Source organism: Pedobacter sp. N23S346 (assembly GCF_048515415.1).
Lineage (GTDB): Bacteria > Bacteroidota > Bacteroidia > Sphingobacteriales > Sphingobacteriaceae > Pedobacter.
In genome coordinates this window covers 153,925-172,052 of record NZ_JBLYEE010000008.1, presented here as the reverse complement: position 1 = coordinate 172,052, position 18,128 = coordinate 153,925, and the positions used below count along the sequence as shown (strand labels likewise).

The window sequence follows — 18,128 nt, the reverse complement described above, 5'->3', positions numbered from 1 at the left end:
TGGTTTAACCGCAAAGTAAACAGAGGAAGGCGCAAAGAACGCAAAGTTAGAAGGCTATTTTCTATGTAAAAGCGTAAGATTTAATCTTTGTTTAACCACAGAGTACGCAGAGGGAAGACACAGAGAACACAAAGTTAGATGGCGAAAAAATATAAGATAATTGCTTATATAATAGTACTAAGGATGGGCTTAAATATGAGATACCCTGAAATTAAACTTTAAAGATAACTTTATAATTTTATCTCGGCTTTAATTCTTTGTGAAAGACTTAGCGTCCTTTGCGGTTAAATGTGTGCCTCAAACTTTCAACTGCTAACTAAAAACTGCTAACTGACTAGTGCCATTCATCTCTATAAACAAACTTCGGCATTTGCCATTCGTATTTTATAGAAAGTAACCTTAAAGCCAATCCAACAATTGCGGCAAGGATGGTCGCCAGCATTTCTGAACCTTGAAAATATTCAACACTCATATAAACAGCACCTGTAACAATAGCTGCACTGGCATAAATCTCTTTTCGAAACAGGAATGGAACTTCATTACACAATACATCACGCAGCACACCACCAGCGCAGCCCGTAATCATTCCGCTAAATAAAACGATTAATGGCGATAAGTGAATCTGTTGTGCAACCTGACAACCAATTATGGTGAAAACAACTAAACCTAAAGCATCAAGATAAAGAAAAAGCCTCTTCAGTTTAGTCATGATGGATGCAATAAAAGCAGCTAATAGTGCAGCAGCGGCAGTTATGACTAAATATTCAGGATGTTCAACCCAACTCATTGGATAATGTCCGAATAAGACGTTTCTCACTGTTCCACCTCCCAAAGCCGTAACCCAGGCAATAATGCACACGCCAACCCAATCCATATCCCTACGACCAGCAGAAAGCGCAGCTGTCATAGCTTCTGCAGTTATCGCAATAATGTAGAGGATGTGGAGCATTCGATTAGTTAACTGTTTGAATTCGTTAATCGGTAAACTGATAGATAAATTGTTCTATGATTTGATTGTTGAATTGTTAACTCCAAACTGTCAACCTTTAACTGAAAACTGCCAATTGAAAACTAATCTTTTTTCTCTTCATGAATAATAACAAAAACATCTTCGTTGTCCTTTTTCATGAAATACTTTTCTCGGGCGAATTTTTCAGCGGTATTCAGATTGGTATTTAATTCATTTAAATCCTTTTTAACCTGGGCGGTTTCTTTCTCGAAATATTCCTTTTCTTCCTGTAATTTATTTGCCTGACTTCGATATTCGTACTGAGACATCATATCGTTTTTATCGAAAAATAGCATCCACAGCGCAAAAGCTACAGTTGCAAAAAAGTATTTGTTGCGGAAAAGGTCTATTAAACGTTTCATAATTTCTCAAAATCGTCACTGCGAGGCACGAAGCAATCTTACTAGATAGATTGCTTCGTGCCTCGCAATGAGGTAAATGTATAAAAAAACATCCGAAGATTTTAAATCTCCGGATGTTTTGCAAATAAGTTTTTCAACTTGTTAACACCTTAAGTCCACTTTAGGGGATTTAGGGGTTTATTTCTTAGCGTATTTGAATTTTGATCCAATAAAACGAGCATTCTCGCCTAATTCTTCTTCAATACGTAATAATTGATTGTATTTTGCAATCCTATCTGAACGAGATGCAGAACCTGTTTTAATCTGACCACAATTTAAAGCTACAGCTAAATCAGCAATGGTAACATCTTCAGTTTCGCCAGAACGGTGACTCATTACCGAAGTATAACCATTGGTTTGAGCTAAAGTTACTGCGTTAATTGTTTCTGTCAATGAACCAATTTGGTTAACCTTTACCAGGATAGAGTTTGCTGTGTTTTCATCGATACCACGTTGTAAACGCGTAACATTCGTTACAAATAAATCATCACCAACCAACTGAACATGGTCGCCAATTTTATCAGTTAAACTTTTCCATCCAGTCCAATCGTTTTCATCCATACCATCTTCAATAGAGATAATTGGATATTTTGCAGAAAGGTCAGCTAAATATTGGGCTTGCTCTTCACTGGAACGAATTACACCAGTAGCACCTTCAAATTTAGTATAATCGTATTTACCATCTTTATAAAACTCAGATGAAGCACAATCTAAAGCTAAACAGATCTGAGAACCTGGTTGGTAACCAGCGGTTTCAATTGCTTTTAAAACGGTTTCAATTGCATCTTCAGTGCCATCAAAAGTTGGTGCAAAACCACCTTCATCACCTACAGCAGTAGATAAACCTCTATCGTGAAGAATTTTTTTCAAGCTATGGAAAACTTCAGTTCCCCAACGTAAAGCCTCAGAGAAAGAAGGCGCACCAACTGGCATGATCATAAACTCCTGGAATGCGATTGGCGCATCAGAGTGAGAACCACCATTGATGATGTTCATCATTGGAATGGGTAAAGTATTTGCATTTACACCACCAATGTAGCGGTATAAAGGCTGACCAATTTCATCAGCAGCAGCTTTAGCAACAGCCAAAGAAACACCTAAAATTGCGTTAGCACCTAAGTTACCTTTGTTTTCAGTACCATCAAGTTCCAACATTAATTTATCAATTGCATTTTGCTCAAAAACATCGATACCTCTTAGAGCATCAGCAATTTTGGTATTTACATTTTCTACAGCTTTTAAAACGCCTTTACCTAAGTATGTAGATTTATCACCATCACGTAATTCAACAGCCTCATATTGCCCAGTAGATGCACCGCTTGGTACAGCTGCACGGCCAAAAGCGCCTGCTTCTGTAACTACTTCAACTTCTACTGTTGGATTGCCTCTCGAATCGAGGATTTGTCTAGCATGGACATTAACGATTATGCTCATTTTTATTTGATTTTTTGTTGATTTTTTAACCTGCTTAGTGTATAAAGTACAATTACTAAGCCTAACTTCAAAGTTAGTATATTTTTTAAATAAATAAAGTGTTTTGAACGTTAATGTTAGGATAGTGATTTAAAGTAATCACTTGTTAATTTTAAATTAATATTGGTGTTTTGCAATGCCATTTTAGTGACGATTTAGATAGCATAGTCCTGCCTTTTTGTTTCAATTTTTTAAAACTTCTATCATGCTGAGACATGAACATCCCCGCATGTAGTAGACAGGTGTTTAATTGGTTGCAGATGCTTCGTGACTCAGCATAAAAAGATTATTATATTAATGTGTTGAGTTGATGTTTCCTAAACCCAAAAATCAATTCATCAAAATATTCGCCGTTTTTAAAAATAGTACCTTTTAATTCAGCTTCGAAAACAAAGCCAGCTTTTTTTAAAACCTGCTGCGAAGCCAGGTTTACGTGAGAAGTCCGGGCAAAAATCCTTTCAATATCAAATGTTTCGAATCCATATTTCAGCATCTCTTTTACGGCGCGTACTACAATGCCTTTGCCCCAAAAATCTTCTGCAATCCAATAACCTATTTCAGCACTTTTGCTGTAAATATCTGCCAGTTGATGCACGCCTATCGATCCAATCACTTCATTATCAACAACAATCGCTTTAATTTGTAAAGGTGTGTGGCTTAAGGCTAATTGAATAAAGGCTTCACCGTCCTTTTTCTCATAAGGAAAGGGAAACTTATTGGTTAAAAATTTAGAAATTTTGATATTATTAGCATGTTTAACCAAGTTTTCAAGATCACTGGCTTGGTAAGGTCGTAAAATTAATTGCATTTTGTTTTAGTTGACTAGCAATTTAAGCAATTTTAGAGAAATACCCATTTCAATCAATTGTAGATAGCCCTATCTAAATATTGGCGAATACAAAGTTTAGCCTCGCAAGTTCTGTTTTGATTTGGTTCATGCCAATTAAACCTCCAGACATGCCGCTTGATTGTTGAAAAACATTTACGGTAAGTTCATTCTCTGTATTTTGAACCATAGTTACACTAAATTTATAATACTTTACAAAGGCACCAAACAAAAGTCGTTTAATTCGGCTTCCTTTTTCTAAAATCAAATTTCCGAATTGCTGATCAATTACTTTATAATCCTGCATTTCAAAAACTTCTGTAATTTTTTGTGTCATTTCAGGGATAGAAACATCTTTGTATAAATTAGAAATCAGTCCATCAACAGTTTGAAGGTTTTTAACAAAATGTAGCATAAAGTTTAATTTTTAAGATCCGTTTTATTTAAGTTCATCCAGTACCCTGAACAATTTTTTATTAATTCCACTTCCGCTGTAGTTGTTGATATTAATGACAATAATATATTTGTTTCCTACAGCATCAGTGTGGTAGCCGGCAAATGCCGAAACATCATTTATAGTGCCACTTTTTATTTTCATACCATTGTAGTCTGGCAAAGCCTTATAGAAATCCGAAAACCAATCCTCTTTTTGAATCTGAAATAAAATAGCTCCCATAGCAGAAGTTGTAATTCTGTTCCCTGGTGAAAGTCCGCTGCCATCAATAATATTTAATGCCGATTTATCAATGCCTTTACTGGTCCACAAATTAATTTCGGCTTCTGCTCCCTTAGCGGTGGTGCCTGGCTGGCCAGACTTTAAAGCCATAGTTTTTAATAAAGTTTCACCATAAAGGTTGATGCTTTTTTTGAGGAACCAATAGGTCATTTCACTTAGCGTAGGCGAAGTGATGGTATTAATTTTCTGCGTGATGGCTGGAATTGTCAAATTATTTAATTCCATTAACCTCGCTGTTGTAGCCAGTTGACTAGTTTCTACTCCCAATCTTTTCAGTGTATCTTGTAAACGGTAAGCACAATCGAAAGCAGGATCTGGCAAAGCTACCGAAATGCTCGATTTGCCAATGCCCATACCCCAGCTGCCACGCAAATAGGCCAGGTTTGAATAGGGTGGAAGGAAGGCATAGCTTCTGTCGCCAGTGCCTGATGCTCCTGTTTTTAACTCATTTTTAATTTGAATGTAAGGAGTTGATGGCACCGTTTTAACTACCGTAACAGTTGCGGTTGTACTGGATCCAGGACGTAAATGAATGTCAAACTGGTTTTCTCTCCAGGCTAATCCGGAAGTTCCTGCGCCGTAGTAATTGCCTATATCTTGCCACACCCAACCTTCAGGCGTAGTTTGCGTACCGAAAATGCGGTCATCACCTATTATCGAACCCTCAATCTTCTTAATCCCTGATGCCTTTATTGCGGCTACCCATTGTGATAATACCGCATTCTCTTTATTTTGAAAACGCCATGAACCTAAAGTTGGGTCGCCACTGCCAATAATTATTAAGTTCCCTTTAAGCGTTCCATCTGCTGTAATATTTCCTGAATAAGCCAGCGTGGTCTGAAACTGAAAATCTTTCCCTAAAATACTAAATGCTGATGCCGCCGTAATGGTTTTTAGTGTGGAGGCAGTAGCGAGTCCAATTTGATCGTTTTTTGCAAATAGCACTTTACCGGAGTTTGCGTCTAAAACACAAAGTGATACAATTGCATGTTTAGCCTGTTCATCTGCCAATAAATTATTAAATGCTTTCTCAAGATTTTGAATTTTATTTTGAGCGAAACAACTAATCGAGAATAGGAGGTAAGAAATAATTAGTAAATATTTTTTCATGGAAAGGTATACTGTGTTAAATCAAAAAATCAATGTAATTTTTCTTATTTATTACTTTTGTTTGTGCAGTTTCATAAACATTGGTGAAGGTTGTTGGGAATTTAACTTTTTTATTTTCATTCCATTTAATCTCATACGCTGTTAAATTTCCTTCAAATTCTTCAATTAAGTCTATTTCTTGTTGTTGAAAACTCCTCCAGAAGAAAAGTTTTGCATGTTTTATTTTGTTATTATTTGCCTTTATAAATTCTGATATCATATAGTTTTCAAAAAGCTGACCGGTATCTTGCCGTAAATTTAGCGGACTAAAATTATGGATAACGGCATTGCGTATACCATTGTCATAGAAATAAATTTTCTTTCCTTTCTTCACTTCATTTCTTAAATTTTTGCTGTAGGCTCCTAATCTGAATACCACAAAGCATTGCTCTAACAGATCAATATATCTTTCAACCGTTAGCTTATCTGCTTCTATCATTTGCCCAAGTTCGCTGTATGATATTTCGCTTCCTATTTGCAAGGCTAAAGCCTGTACAAGTTTTTCAAGCTGAATAGGTTTTCTAATTCCGGAAAGTGCTAATATGTCTTTAAATAAATAGCTATTTGTTAGGTTTGACAGCAGTTCCTGTTCTTCGCCTGGGTAATTTATGGCATCAGGATAACTTCCAAAAATTAATCTTTTTTCTAATGATTGTTCTTCAGTAAGATAATCGGTATGCTGTATAAGTTCTCTAACAGAAAAAGGAAAAAGATGATATTCAAACTTCCTGCCTGTTAGACTTTCTTTTGTTCCTGCAGCTAAATCCAAAGATGAAGAGCCTGTAACCAACAGTTGCACTTCTGGAAAGTTATCCACGATCAGTTTCAATGTTAAGCCAATATTTACCACCCTTTGCGCTTCATCAATTAAAAGAATTTTATGCGTTCCGATTATTGATTTTAAACGTTCAATGCTTACATCTTCTAAAGTTGTGCGAACATTTGCTTCATCACAATTTAGAAAAATAAATGATTGCTCTTTTTTCTTCGCCAGCTTTTTTAACAAAGTAGTTTTACCAACCTGTCTTGCGCCAGTGATTATAATTGCTTTTCCCTTAAAAAATTTAGATTCTATATAATCTTCCAATAACCTTCCGATCATAACCTTAACTTCTTTCTTTACACCCAAAGATAGCTATCTTTAAGTTTGCAATCACTATTTTACATATAAATTAGTGATCTTAATCTCTTAATTATATGTAATTTATATATTATAATCACCGAATTATATATAATTCGGTGATTAGGCTTTGCTTGTAGCCCTAATCAGCCGTTGAATAATTTGTTGCGTTTAATTTCTTTACCCTGTCTTAATTTAACGGCATGATAAATTGTAGGCACATCATTTGTCCATTTTTTTAGCGTGAGTACAATGACCAGAATTTCCAGTCTGGTCAATAATCCTATGTACAAACACAATTCAAATAATACTACTGATTTGCAATGAATCATAATTTCAACCAGTGTTGCGAATAATACAAGCGTCCAGATTTTGGCTCCAATAGAATGGGTTGCAATTTCTTTCTTAAATTTTACATAACTCACCAGGTAGGTTAATGCTTCTGCACTGATTAGTATAATCAGTTTTACCAGATTTGATGTGAAAAAATCCGGACATTGCAGGTAAGTAGCAATTGCCACTGATATAAAAAAGACCTGGTCGATACCAGAGTCTAGCCGTCTGAGTTTTTCTGAAGAAACATTTAATTTTCTGGCAATTATTCCATCAAAAATATCAGTTAATAAGCCGATAGATAATAGACTGATGGCTAAAAAAGAGTAATGAGTAACATGGAAAATACTAAGTATAATAATTCCAAAGCCAATTAGTAAGCGGGAATAAATTAGTAAAAGGGGAATGTTTTTCATTTTAGAGCGCGCATAAAAAAGCCCATGCTTTCTGCACGGGCTTAATTTTATTTTTTAGACTAATTCTTTTCGAATCAGGTATTCTGCAATCTGAACAGCATTTGTTGCTGCACCTTTGCGCAAGTTATCAGCAACAATCCAAAGGTTTAAAGCTTTAGGAGCCGATTCATCTCTACGAATACGACCTACAAAAACTTCGTCTTTTTCATGTGCATCTTTAGGCATTGGGTACTTTAGGTTTGCTACATCATCCACAACAATAATACCTGGCGATTTTTCTAAAATACTGCGAACTTCTGCTAAATCAAAATCGTTTTCAAACTCAATATTTACGGATTCTGAGTGTCCTCCCATTACCGGAATACGAACAGTAGTTGCCGTAACCTTGATGGTATCATCACTCATAATTTTATTGGTTTCCTTAACCATTTTCATCTCTTCTTTGGTATATCCATTATCCATGAACACATCAATGTGAGGAAGAACGTTTAAATCAATTTCATACGGGTAAGCTTTTGGGCCATCAAGTATGCCTTTGCGCTCATTCATTAATTGTTCTACCGCTTTAACACCCGTTCCGGTAACCGATTGATAGGTAGAAACAACCACACGTTTAATTTTATATTTATCGTGTAAGGGTTTCAAAACCACTACCATTTGAATGGTGGAACAATTTGGGTTAGCGATAATTTTATTATCAATAGAAAGCTCATGGGCATTTACCTCAGGAACGATCAATTTAATTGCAGGATCCATTCTCCAGGCCGAAGAATTATCAATCACTGTAGTACCCGCTTCTTTAAAACGTGGGGCATGTTCCAATGAAGTATTTCCACCAGCAGAAAACAGAGCAATATCTGGTCTCATGCCAATAGCAGTGTCCATGCTAACGATTGGGAACTTCTTACCCTTAAAAGTAATTTCCTTACCAACACTCTTTTCTGATGCTACGGGAATTAACTCTGTTAAAGGGAAATTTCTTTCCTCCAATACTTTTAACATTACGGTTCCAACCAAACCGGTTGCACCTACAACTGCTACTTTCATTTTTAATTTTAATTATTATATTTATAAAACATTTGATATAAGCCCAAATATGAAGAAAATTCTGCTTATATCCCTATTGTTATTATGTAAAATTGCATTTTCCCAAGTTACCGAATCATTTTCAGATGGCGATTTCTCCCAAGATCCCACTTGGAAAGGTAATGTAAATGATTTTCAGGTTAATACTCAAAAACAACTTCAATCCAAAGGTCAGCGATTGGCGTCGCAAACAATTGCTTTATCTACCGCGAATCGGCTAAGTTTAAATGCTAGCTGGGAGTTTTTGGTGCAACTTAATTTTAACCCTACTTCAGCCAACTTTGTTCGCATTTATTTAATTGCCGATAAAGAAGATTTGAAAGGAAGCTTAAACGGGTATTTTGTTCAGGTGGGAGAAACCGGCGCTACGGATGGATTTCACTTATACAAGCAAAGTGGAACAACGACCTCCAGAATTATCACCGGTCCACAAAAAAAACGGCTAAAGGCAGGCAATGTTTATGCAAAAGTCAAAGTAACCAGAGATGCTTCCGGGAAGTGGGAATTATTTACTGATGTTGCCGGAGGAAACAATTTTAACCTGGAAGGAAGTGTTACCGATGCTACTTTTAGTGCCTCGGTATTCGCTGGTATTTTTTGCAGGTATTCAACTGCTTCCAGATACAATCAGTACTTTTTTGATGATTTCATCATTAAAGATCTTATTCCAGATACTACACCTCCGGTTCTAAAAAGTATTTCAGTGATTAATGCTACGACCTTAGAAGTAACTTTCTCTGAACCTCTGGATTCGAATACTGCAACCTCAACAGCCAATTATGTGCTATCAAATTCTTATGGTAATCCCTCTAAAGTTACCTCAACAGCAAATAAAAACATTTATCGCTTAACCTTTTTGAAGGAATTTGAATCTGGCTTGTATAACCTTAATCTAAACAACATAAGGGATATTAAAGGGAATGTAATTGCAGTAAATAGTAGCATGGAGTTTACTTATATTAAAACTTACGCTGTAAAATCTGGCGATATTGTTATTAATGAAATATTTGCTAACCCAGGCGGAAGTGCTGCACTGCCTCAGAAGGAATACGTTGAGATTTGGAATACGACAAATGAGTATATCTTAACCCAGGGCTGGAAGTATGCTGATCAAACTTCAACCTTTACCTTTCCTGTAGATACGATAAAACCAAATCAATATATTATTTTAACGGCAAGGGCCGATGAAGCGCTATTTAAACCTTACGGAAAAACAATCGGACTTTCACCTTGGCCCAGTTTAAATAATGATAAAGATATCCTAACGTTGAGCGATAACTCAGGGAAGATAATAGACAGGGTTGCTTATAGTGACACGTGGTATAAGGATGAAGTGAAAAAGAGGGGTGGATTCAGTTTAGAATTGATCGATCCTAAAAACATTTGCACCGGAATTCAGAATTGGATCGGATCTGCAGACGTTTCTGGCGGGACACCGGGAAAGCAAAATGCAACGTATAAAACTCAGTTAAGTGCTGAAGTACTTAAGCTGATCAATGCGATAATTATCGATAGTGTAACCGTTCAGGTTGAATTTTCTAAAGTTGTTGATAGCCTTTCTGCAGTTGATGTTTCCAATTATTCTATTAACAATGGATCAGGTCATCCTAAGTCGGTAAGCATTCAATCAGACTATACCACCGTAACGCTTCATTTCCAATCTAACTTATCAAGGGGTGTCGAAAATACGCTAACTGCAAATAATGTTACCGATTGTGCCGGAAAAGTAATTGATGCTAAAACGAACACTGCAAAACTGTTTCTGCCAAAGAAAATAGAAAAGAGCGACATACTGATATCTGAAGTCTTATTTAACCCCAAGCCTGGTGGTGTCGATTTTGTAGAAGTTTTTAACCATACCAACCAACCATTAGATTTGAAAGATCTACAGATTGCGAATGTAGATTCCAATGGCGTTATTTCGAATGTAAAATCTGTTTCGAACAAAAATATACTGATCAATCCAAATGCTTATTGGGTATTAAGTACGAATACGGCTAATGTAAAACTGAATTATTTTGCCCAAAATCCTAATAACTTTGTTCAGCTAAGTTCACTACCAGCTTATAATAATGATAAAGGAAGTGTGATTCTCTTAAGCAATCATGTGATTATTGACAGATTGGATTATGATGCAAAAACACATCATCCGCTCATTCAAAATAATGATGGGATTTCTCTTGAACGCGTTTCTTTTGATGTGGCTACAAACGAACCCGGTAATTTTAAATCGGCAGCGGCCACGGTTGGTTTTGCTACACCTACTTATAAAAACTCCCAGGAATTAAGTGGTGATGAAAACTATGTCCGCGTACTTTCCAAAACTTTTTCTCCTGATGGAGATAATTTTGAGGATTTGATGACATTGGAATATCAAGTATCAGCAAATGCAAGTTTAGCAACGGTTAACATTTATACTGATAAAGGGAGGCTGGTTAAGAAATTATTAAAAAATCAAACCATCGGAACAAACGGAATTTTAACCTGGGATGGTTTGAATGATAACGGGCAAAAAGCTGCTATTGGAATTTATATTGTGTTATTTGATGCTTTTAATTTGAAAGGAAATACCAAAAGATTCAAAAATACCTGTGTATTGGCAGGGAAGTTAAATTAGAAAGGCCATAGCGAGACGCTATGACCAGTAAAGAGTAAAAAGACGGTTAGTCATCTGATGAATATAAAGCATATGCAGGTATTCATCAGATGACTAATAAAGAATGCTTATTTTAAAATATTTTTCTTGATGTAAGCACAACTTGCTGCAACAGATTCGATTGGGTTAGGCTTATAATTGGTCTCATGCTCAACAAAGAAATGTTTCATGCCTGATAATTTGGCATCAGCAAAAATAGGTTTCCAATCAATACTTCCTGTTCCCACTTCTGCGTTTAATGCAGGATTTGTTTTGTCCATATCCTTTACATGCCACATGGTGAAACGCCCAGGGTTATCTGTAAATAATTTAATTGGATCATTGCCTGAGCGAACTACCCAATATAAATCTAACTCAAAGTCAACTAATTTTTTATCAGTTTCAGTTAACAGAATTTGATAGCCAGTGGTTTCTCCTTGTTTTTGAAATTCAAAATCATGGTTATGATAAGCTAATCTTAAACCAGCATCCTTACACATTTTGCCAGCAACGTTTATTTTTGCAGCAATTTTTTTATAGTCTTCAGCATTTTTTCTGATGCTGGCATCCAGATAAGGGATCGTAACATACTCGCTGCCTAAAACCTTTGCCGCAGCAATAGCCGCTTTTAATTCATCCGTATTTCCATCTGCCATATAAGAACCTAAGCCATAATGGCCACTAACGGCTTTTAGTCCATTTGCACTAAGCAATTTCTTGAATTCGGCTGGAGTTAATCCCCAAAATTGATCTTTAATAGAAAAGCCATAAGTTTCAACTTCCGTAAAACCGGCTTTCGCAACCTTTTCAATAGTTCCTTTTAAATCCTTAGGCAGGTCTGTTCTTAATGAATAGAGTTGTATGCCAACTGCTTTTTTCTGGGCTACACAAGCAAATGATGGAGCCAAAAGTAACGTTGCTATAGCTAAGCAACCGTTGATGATAAAACTTTTTCTTGATAACATAATAATTGATTAAATGTCGCAAATTTCAACAGCCTTTTTTAATGAAGCTATTTTATCTGCATTTTTAGGTATAAATTCTTGAGCAACGAAACCTTTAAAGCCGGTTTCTAAAATGGCTTTCATAATTGCCGGATAATAGAGTTCCTGCGTATCGTCAATTTCATTACGACCCGGAACACCAGCAGTGTGGTAATGTGCAATGTACTGATGATTGTCTTTTATTGTTCTGATTACATCACCTTCATCAATTTGCATGTGATAAATATCATAAAGCAATTTGAAGTTTTCAGAACCTAAGCGCTTGCAAAGTTCTGCACCCCAGGCTGTTTTATCGCACTGATAATCGACGTGATTTATTTTACTGTTGAGTAATTCCATCACCAATATCACACCATGCTTTTCTGCCAGCGGCATCAATTGTTTCAATCCTTCAACACAATTGTTCCATCCGGTTTCATCATCTTTTCCACGTCTGTTGCCACTGAAGCAGATTAGATTTTTGTAACCAGCTGCGGCCACTAGTGGAATCATAGCAGAATAGTTTTTGATTAATGTTTCGTGAAACTTTTTATCGTTGAAACCATCAACCAGGTTAATTTCAGCGCCATTACACATGGTTGATTCCAAACCATGCTTTTTAAGAATAGGCCAATCTTTCGGAGCAACAAGGTCTATACCTTTAATGCCGATTTTTTTTGCTTCTGTACATAAAGTATCTACATCAAGTGTACTGAAGCACCATCTGCAAACAGAGTGGTTAATGTTACCCTTAAGCATCTTAGATGTTTCTGGTTGATCCATTGCAAAGGAAGAAATACCCGATGATACACCAATTGCAGCAGTGCCGGCAATTATGTTTTTTAACGCGTTTCTTCTGTTTAATTTTGAAGACATTTCTTTAAAGGGCTTTAGCTTCTATTTCAGACTTTGTTTTATCGTTGAAAAGAACGGCAAAAAGTAGAAAAACTACCGCAGCAATACCTGCAGGAATGATCCAAACCATTTTCCAATCTACGGCACCTTCAGCAGCTTTATAAGTATCTGTAATTTTACCAGCAACTTCGAAACCGATTAGCATTCCTACACCATAAGTGGCTAATGTAATTAAACCTTGTGCAGAGCTTTTATATTTTTCACCAGCTTTTGAATTGGTATAAATTTGTCCTGACACAAAGAAGAAATCATAGCAAACACCATGTAGTGCAATACCGATGATTAACATAAAACTTAAGTCGCCAGCGTTTCCAAATGCGAATAATACATATCTTAATGCCCAGGCGAGCATACCCACTAATATCGTTTTCTTAAAACCATATTTTGAAAAGAAAACAGGTATAGCCAATAAGAATAACGCTTCAGAGATTTGACCAATTGCCATCTTTCCAGTTGGGTTTGACACCTTAATGTCTGCTAAAAATAATCCGGCATTTTGATAATAAAACGCCAATGGAATACAGATTAAAATTGCTGAAATAAAGAAGATGGCAAAGTTTTTATCTTTTAAAAGCTTAAGTGCATCCAGACCAATTAAATCGCCAATTTTAATTTTTTCTGTTGATGAGACTTTTGGTGGTGTTTTAGGAAGGGTAAAACTGAAAAGTCCAAGGATTAAGGAAACTATTCCTGCCATCAGGAAGGTGCTTCTTAATAATCCCGATTCAATACCTTCCGGAGAATCCCAATGGAAAACAAAGCTGATTAATAGACCAGCGATAATCCAACCGATAGTTCCCCAAACACGGATTTTAGAAAATTCCTTTTCAGGATCTTGCATTTGATTAAATGAAACAGAGTTTACCAAAGCCAGTGTTGGCATAAACAGGATCATGTAACCGAGAACGTAAGGATAGAAAACACTTACATCGGTAGCGTTGTACATTTGATACATTAATATTGCACCAACAATGTGTAACACGCCGAGTATTTTTTCAGCATTAAAATACCTATCGGCAATTAAACCGACAATAAATGGGGCGATAATTGCTCCCCAGGATTGTGTGCCAAAAACGGAAGCAGATTCTGATCCGGTTGCTTTTAGGTTATTTCCTAAAAATGTTCCTAGCGTTACAAACCATGATCCCCAGATAAAAAATTCGAGGAACATCATTGTGGAGAGTTTAAAGCGGGTAGTAGAATTCATTTGGCTAGTAATTATTTAAAATGGATAATGTAAAATGGGTGATGGATAATGTGAAATGGACAATGGGTGATGGATCATGGTATGATTACATTTTACATCACACATCTTCCATAATTTACAGTTCTTTTATAGTAATGTTTTTGTACCAAACTTCATCACCATGATCTTGTAAAGCAATTTTTCCAGACTTGTAAGTTCCCCAGTTTTCCCAGTTTGCAAATTTACTTCCTGCAACCAATTTTTTCCAGTTTTCATCCCACAAGGTAGTTTTCACTACTTCAACACCATTTAAAATTAAGGTTAAATTTCCTTTTTTGCTAATAATTTCTGCTTTGTTCCATTCGCCGACTGGCTTAACCGGCTCTGATGAACTTTTAATTAAGTCATAAAGATCGCCTGAACGGTGTTTGGTAATTTTTCCATCCGGATGACCATCATTATCAAGCACCTGCTGCTCTAGTCCGGTAGAGTAGGTGGCATGGTACTTAGGTTCTTCATGTACATAGAAAATTAAGCCACTATTTGCTTTAGGCGCTACTTTCCAATCGTATTTTAAATGAAAATCTTTGTATTCTTTGTTGGTAACCAAGTCGCCACCACCATCTGTGCCCTTGGTTTTCGGATCAAGGTGTAAAGCGCCATCCTGCACTTGCCAGGCACTACCAACATTTGTTTTATTATAAGTATGCCATCCAGTAGTAGTTTTACCATCAAATAAAGGCTTGAAACCTTTTTGGGCTTTCGTAATTTGCGTAACTGCCAATAGCATACAGGCAGATAGGATAAGTTTTTTCATTGAGTTATAAGTTAACGAATGTTCATTAAAGAATTAAATCGTTCCAGCCTTTACGGTATTCGCGTTTTACGAACTGATTGGCTTCATCAAAATTGGTGATTTTCATGTTGTTATTATCCCAAAGCATTTTCATGTATCTGCCAGGGTAAGTAATTTTTCCATTCACATTCTTTTGAATATCAAAACTTCTGATGGCTAAGTTTGCCATTAGTAATGCTTCAGTTAATGGGCCAGCAATTTCAAAAGGAGAACTTACTTCCTGTTTGCCGTAGCCTGCAATAGAAGCCTCTACCCATTGTGCATAGTGACCATTGGCGCCGTCTTTTACACGGGCATATTTTTCTTTTACTTTGATGTCTTTATTTCTGCTTAATGGCAATAATTTAGGATTTGCACTATAAGTTTCAGACATCATTTTACCTTTTGTTCCAACAAATAAAGTACCGTTTCCGCCATCACCAAATGTTTCGTTAGCTTCTAACTCTTCAGGGCGTTCTGGTTGAATACCACCGTCCATCCAATGTAAAGTGACATCTCCCTTGGTTTTATCTGTTTTAGGAAATTTCAAAGTTACATGACTTGATGGCGGGCAGCTTTCAGGGAAATACCCACGTTTAAATTCGTCTACGTAAACCGATCCAACACTGGCTTCTACTTCTTTAGCATATTTCAGATTTAACACACTAAAAGGTGCTTCAATTAAGTGGCATCCCATATCGCCTAATGCACCGGTTCCATAATCCCACCAGCCGCGCCAGTTAAAAGGCACTAATTTATCAACATAATCTTTCTCAGGAGCGGTACCTAACCAAAGGTTCCAGTCCAATTCCTTTGGAATTTCAGACTTTTTATCTGGCCAGGGAATACCTTGAGGCCAAACCGGGCGGTTAGTCCAGGCGTAAACCGTATGTACATCGCCAATTAAGCCTGCTTCATACCATTCTTTCATTTGGCGCGGACCATCGTTAGATGCACCCTGGTTCCCCATTTGGGTAACCACTTTATATTTCTTTGCCGCAGCCGTTAAAATACGGGCTTCGTGAATATCGTGTGTAAGTGGCTTTTGTACATAAACATGTTTGCCCAATTGCATGGCAGCAAGCGCCTGGATGGCATGGTTATGGTCGGGTGTTGAAATGGAAACAGCATCAAAATTCTTGTGCTCTTTATCCAGCATTTCGCGGTAATCTTTGTAGTACTTCGCTTTCGGAAAAGCTTTCACACTACCTGCTGCACGACGATCATCTACATCGCACAAGAAAGCGATATCTGCTTTGCCGCTTTTTGCAAACATGGCAATATCACTTTGTCCTTTTCCACCAGCACCAATACCCGCAATAAGTAAACGATCGCTAGGTGCTAAAAAACCCGGGCCGCCTAATACATGGCGTGGAACGATCATAAATGCAGCTGCGGCAATGGCGCTGGTTTTAATAAAATCACGGCGGTTACTCGTGTTTTTATTTTCTTGCTCTGTTTTCATTTGGTTGTTTTGAAGTTTTAAATCCGGTTTTGGTTACTTCTTTTTAAGAGATAGAATATATTTCACCATCAATTTAGCATCAGCAGGTTTTAAGGTTGCGTGTGCCGACATTGGCATTGTACCCCAAACGCCTGTGCCACCTTTAATAATCTTATCTGCTAAGTAATTGATGTTTTTTTCTGTTGCAGGATATTTTTTAGCAATATCCATGTACGATGGGCCGATAATTTTATTCACTTTGTTATGGCAACCAATACAATCTGATTTGTTAATTAATTTTTCGCCAGCGCTCATTTGCATCGCATGGTTCGATAATGTAGCCGTTGCTACTACCGTCTTTTCTTTCTCTAAATCCACTTTGGTAAAAGAGGCCATAAAAATTACTACAGCGCCTAAACCTAATAATGTTTTTTTCATGTGTGTGTTGTTTTTACTCGCATGTTAGCCTACACTTTCCGTCTGTCTGTAGTCGAAAAAAGCAAGGTTCCATGTTTGTGTTGTTAGTCTTATAATCCTAATATTTTTTTGTTGAAAGCGCTATCACTACCCGATGCTGCAAAATCATCAAATGCTTTATCGGTTACTTTGATAATGTGATTTTTTATAAACTCAGCGCCTTCACGGGCACCGTCTTCTTGATTTTTTATGCAACATTCCCATTCCATAACTGCCCAGCCTTTAAAATCGTATTGCGCCAGTTTGCTGAAAATGGTTTTAAAATCTACCTGCCCATCTCCGGGAGAACGATACCTGCCTGCACGATTTGCCCAACTTTGATAACCACCAAAAGTACCTTGCTTACCTGTCGGATTAAATTCTGCATCCTTTACATGGAAAGCTTTAATTCTTTCATGGTAAATATCTATGTATTGAATATAATCTAGTTGCTGTAACACAAAGTGAGATGGATCATACAATAAGCATGCCCTATTGTGATTATTTACTGCAGCAAGGAACATTTCATAGGTTTCGCCGTCAAATAAGTCTTCACCAGGATGGATTTCATAGCAAACATCCACGCCACAGTTATCAAATTCATTTAAAATGGGCATCCAGCGTTTTCCAAGTTCAGCGAAACCTTCTTCTACTAAACCTGCAGGGCGTTGAGGCCATGGGTGAAAATATTGCCAAAGCAATGAACCACTGAAAGTTGCGTGTGCATTTAAACCTAAGTTTTGCGATGCTTTTGCAGCGTATTTCATTTGTTGTACTGCCCATTCAGTTCTGGCTTTCGGGTTTTTATGCAATTCTTTCGGTGCAAATGCATCGAATAAATCATCATATGCCGGATGAACGGCAACCAGTTGACCTTGTAAATGCGTAGAAAGTTCAGTAATCTCCAGTCCGTAAGAAGCAATGGTGCCTTTTAACTCCTCTGCATAAGTTTTACTCTCTGCAGCCTTTTGTAAATCGATAAACCGCTTGTCTAGCGTTGGCATCTGAATGCCCTTAAACCCTAAATCTGCTGCCCACTTACAAATGTTATCTAATGAATTAAATGGTGCTTCATCGCTAATAAACTGCGCTAAAAATACCGCTGGTCCTTTTATTGTTGTCATG

At 36.8% G+C, this 18,128-nt stretch carries 17 protein-coding genes; 1 reads left to right on the top strand and 16 read right to left on the bottom strand.

Annotated elements, in window-relative coordinates; all coding sequences use genetic code 11:
• Positions 1-334: 334 nt before the first annotated feature.
• The 9 genes from ACN1CD_RS15425 to ACN1CD_RS15385 form a co-directional block, all read right to left on the bottom strand.
• Positions 335-949 (bottom strand): trimeric intracellular cation channel family protein, encoded by a 615-nt coding sequence (locus ACN1CD_RS15425; protein ID WP_419131280.1) that lies wholly within the window; start codon positions 947-949, stop codon positions 335-337.
• Positions 950-1,071: 122 nt separating this feature from the next.
• On the bottom strand, positions 1,072-1,371 hold the full coding sequence (locus ACN1CD_RS15420) for an FtsB family cell division protein (protein ID WP_419131279.1): 300 nt from the start codon (positions 1,369-1,371) through the stop codon (positions 1,072-1,074).
• A 177-nt stretch (positions 1,372-1,548) separates the two neighbouring features.
• Positions 1,549-2,844, bottom strand: coding sequence for a phosphopyruvate hydratase (gene eno, locus ACN1CD_RS15415; RefSeq protein WP_419131278.1), 1,296 nt, complete (start codon positions 2,842-2,844; stop codon positions 1,549-1,551).
• Positions 2,845-3,172: 328 nt separating this feature from the next.
• Complete coding sequence (locus tag ACN1CD_RS15410) at positions 3,173-3,691, bottom strand: GNAT family N-acetyltransferase (protein WP_419131277.1); 519 nt, start codon at positions 3,689-3,691, stop codon at positions 3,173-3,175.
• Positions 3,692-3,764: 73 nt separating this feature from the next.
• Positions 3,765-4,124: a hypothetical protein gene (locus ACN1CD_RS15405; protein ID WP_419131276.1), complete on the bottom strand. Its 360-nt coding sequence runs from the start codon at positions 4,122-4,124 to the stop codon at positions 3,765-3,767.
• A gap of 24 nt (positions 4,125-4,148) precedes the next feature.
• Positions 4,149-5,555 carry a D-alanyl-D-alanine carboxypeptidase/D-alanyl-D-alanine-endopeptidase gene (dacB, locus tag ACN1CD_RS15400; protein WP_419131275.1) on the bottom strand — a complete coding sequence of 469 codons (1,407 nt, stop codon included), beginning with the start codon at positions 5,553-5,555 and terminating at the stop codon, positions 4,149-4,151.
• Positions 5,556-5,571: 16 nt separating this feature from the next.
• The gene (locus ACN1CD_RS15395) at positions 5,572-6,723 is read right to left on the bottom strand and encodes an ATP-binding protein (protein WP_419131274.1); all 1,152 of its coding nucleotides are present in this window, start codon (positions 6,721-6,723) and stop codon (positions 5,572-5,574) included.
• A 137-nt stretch (positions 6,724-6,860) separates the two neighbouring features.
• Complete coding sequence (locus tag ACN1CD_RS15390; RefSeq protein ID WP_419131273.1) at positions 6,861-7,463, bottom strand: CDP-alcohol phosphatidyltransferase family protein; 603 nt, start codon at positions 7,461-7,463, stop codon at positions 6,861-6,863.
• 54 nt (positions 7,464-7,517) lie between these two features.
• A complete protein-coding gene (locus tag ACN1CD_RS15385; RefSeq protein WP_320464710.1) occupies positions 7,518-8,510 on the bottom strand; it encodes an aspartate-semialdehyde dehydrogenase in 993 nt (330 codons plus the stop codon).
• Between the two features lie 49 nt (positions 8,511-8,559).
• On the opposite strand from ACN1CD_RS15385, the gene ACN1CD_RS15380 reads away from it, so the two are divergent.
• Positions 8,560-11,166: a lamin tail domain-containing protein gene (locus ACN1CD_RS15380; RefSeq protein ID WP_419131272.1), complete on the top strand. Its 2,607-nt coding sequence runs from the start codon at positions 8,560-8,562 to the stop codon at positions 11,164-11,166.
• Positions 11,167-11,273: 107 nt separating this feature from the next.
• Here the strand turns inward: ACN1CD_RS15380 and ACN1CD_RS15375 are convergent, their stop codons facing one another.
• From ACN1CD_RS15375 to ACN1CD_RS15345, 7 genes are all read right to left on the bottom strand, one after another.
• Positions 11,274-12,149, bottom strand: a complete 876-nt coding sequence (locus ACN1CD_RS15375; RefSeq protein WP_419131271.1) for a sugar phosphate isomerase/epimerase family protein — start codon at positions 12,147-12,149, stop codon at positions 11,274-11,276.
• Positions 12,150-12,158: 9 nt separating this feature from the next.
• On the bottom strand, positions 12,159-13,043 hold the full coding sequence (locus tag ACN1CD_RS15370; protein WP_419131270.1) for a hydroxypyruvate isomerase family protein: 885 nt from the start codon (positions 13,041-13,043) through the stop codon (positions 12,159-12,161).
• A 4-nt stretch (positions 13,044-13,047) separates the two neighbouring features.
• Positions 13,048-14,289, bottom strand: coding sequence for a nucleoside permease (locus tag ACN1CD_RS15365; protein ID WP_419131269.1), 1,242 nt, complete (start codon positions 14,287-14,289; stop codon positions 13,048-13,050).
• 115 nt (positions 14,290-14,404) lie between these two features.
• Positions 14,405-15,085, bottom strand: coding sequence for a 3-keto-disaccharide hydrolase (locus tag ACN1CD_RS15360; RefSeq protein WP_419131268.1), 681 nt, complete (start codon positions 15,083-15,085; stop codon positions 14,405-14,407).
• Between the two features lie 25 nt (positions 15,086-15,110).
• Entirely contained in the window at positions 15,111-16,568 is a 1,458-nt protein-coding gene (locus tag ACN1CD_RS15355) for a Gfo/Idh/MocA family protein (RefSeq protein WP_419131267.1), read from the bottom strand.
• Between the two features lie 33 nt (positions 16,569-16,601).
• A complete protein-coding gene (locus tag ACN1CD_RS15350) occupies positions 16,602-16,985 on the bottom strand; it encodes a c-type cytochrome (RefSeq protein WP_419131266.1) in 384 nt (127 codons plus the stop codon).
• A gap of 89 nt (positions 16,986-17,074) precedes the next feature.
• The gene (locus ACN1CD_RS15345) at positions 17,075-18,127 is read right to left on the bottom strand and encodes a sugar phosphate isomerase/epimerase family protein (RefSeq protein ID WP_419131265.1); all 1,053 of its coding nucleotides are present in this window, start codon (positions 18,125-18,127) and stop codon (positions 17,075-17,077) included.
• Between the last annotated feature and the right edge of the window lies 1 nt (position 18,128).

Bases quoted from the DNA above. Each gene is read 5' to 3' on its own strand.
- ACN1CD_RS15425 (WP_419131280.1), bottom strand. From the start codon at position 949: ATGCTCCACATCCTCTACATTATTGCGATAACTGCAGAAGCTATGACA.
- ACN1CD_RS15420 (WP_419131279.1), bottom strand. From the start codon at position 1,371: ATGAAACGTTTAATAGACCTTTTCCGCAACAAATACTTTTTTGCAACT.
- eno (WP_419131278.1), bottom strand. From the start codon at position 2,844: ATGAGCATAATCGTTAATGTCCATGCTAGACAAATCCTCGATTCGAGA.
- ACN1CD_RS15410 (WP_419131277.1), bottom strand. From the start codon at position 3,691: ATGCAATTAATTTTACGACCTTACCAAGCCAGTGATCTTGAAAACTTG.
- ACN1CD_RS15405 (WP_419131276.1), bottom strand. From the start codon at position 4,124: ATGCTACATTTTGTTAAAAACCTTCAAACTGTTGATGGACTGATTTCT.
- dacB (WP_419131275.1), bottom strand. From the start codon at position 5,555: ATGAAAAAATATTTACTAATTATTTCTTACCTCCTATTCTCGATTAGT.
- ACN1CD_RS15390 (WP_419131273.1), bottom strand. From the start codon at position 7,463: ATGAAAAACATTCCCCTTTTACTAATTTATTCCCGCTTACTAATTGGC.
- ACN1CD_RS15385 (WP_320464710.1), bottom strand. From the start codon at position 8,510: ATGAAAGTAGCAGTTGTAGGTGCAACCGGTTTGGTTGGAACCGTAATG.
- ACN1CD_RS15380 (WP_419131272.1), top strand. From the start codon at position 8,560: ATGAAGAAAATTCTGCTTATATCCCTATTGTTATTATGTAAAATTGCA.
- ACN1CD_RS15375 (WP_419131271.1), bottom strand. From the start codon at position 12,149: ATGTTATCAAGAAAAAGTTTTATCATCAACGGTTGCTTAGCTATAGCA.
- ACN1CD_RS15370 (WP_419131270.1), bottom strand. From the start codon at position 13,043: ATGTCTTCAAAATTAAACAGAAGAAACGCGTTAAAAAACATAATTGCC.
- ACN1CD_RS15365 (WP_419131269.1), bottom strand. From the start codon at position 14,289: ATGAATTCTACTACCCGCTTTAAACTCTCCACAATGATGTTCCTCGAA.
- ACN1CD_RS15360 (WP_419131268.1), bottom strand. From the start codon at position 15,085: ATGAAAAAACTTATCCTATCTGCCTGTATGCTATTGGCAGTTACGCAA.
- ACN1CD_RS15355 (WP_419131267.1), bottom strand. From the start codon at position 16,568: ATGAAAACAGAGCAAGAAAATAAAAACACGAGTAACCGCCGTGATTTT.
- ACN1CD_RS15350 (WP_419131266.1), bottom strand. From the start codon at position 16,985: ATGAAAAAAACATTATTAGGTTTAGGCGCTGTAGTAATTTTTATGGCC.
- ACN1CD_RS15345 (WP_419131265.1), bottom strand. From the start codon at position 18,127: ATGACAACAATAAAAGGACCAGCGGTATTTTTAGCGCAGTTTATTAGC.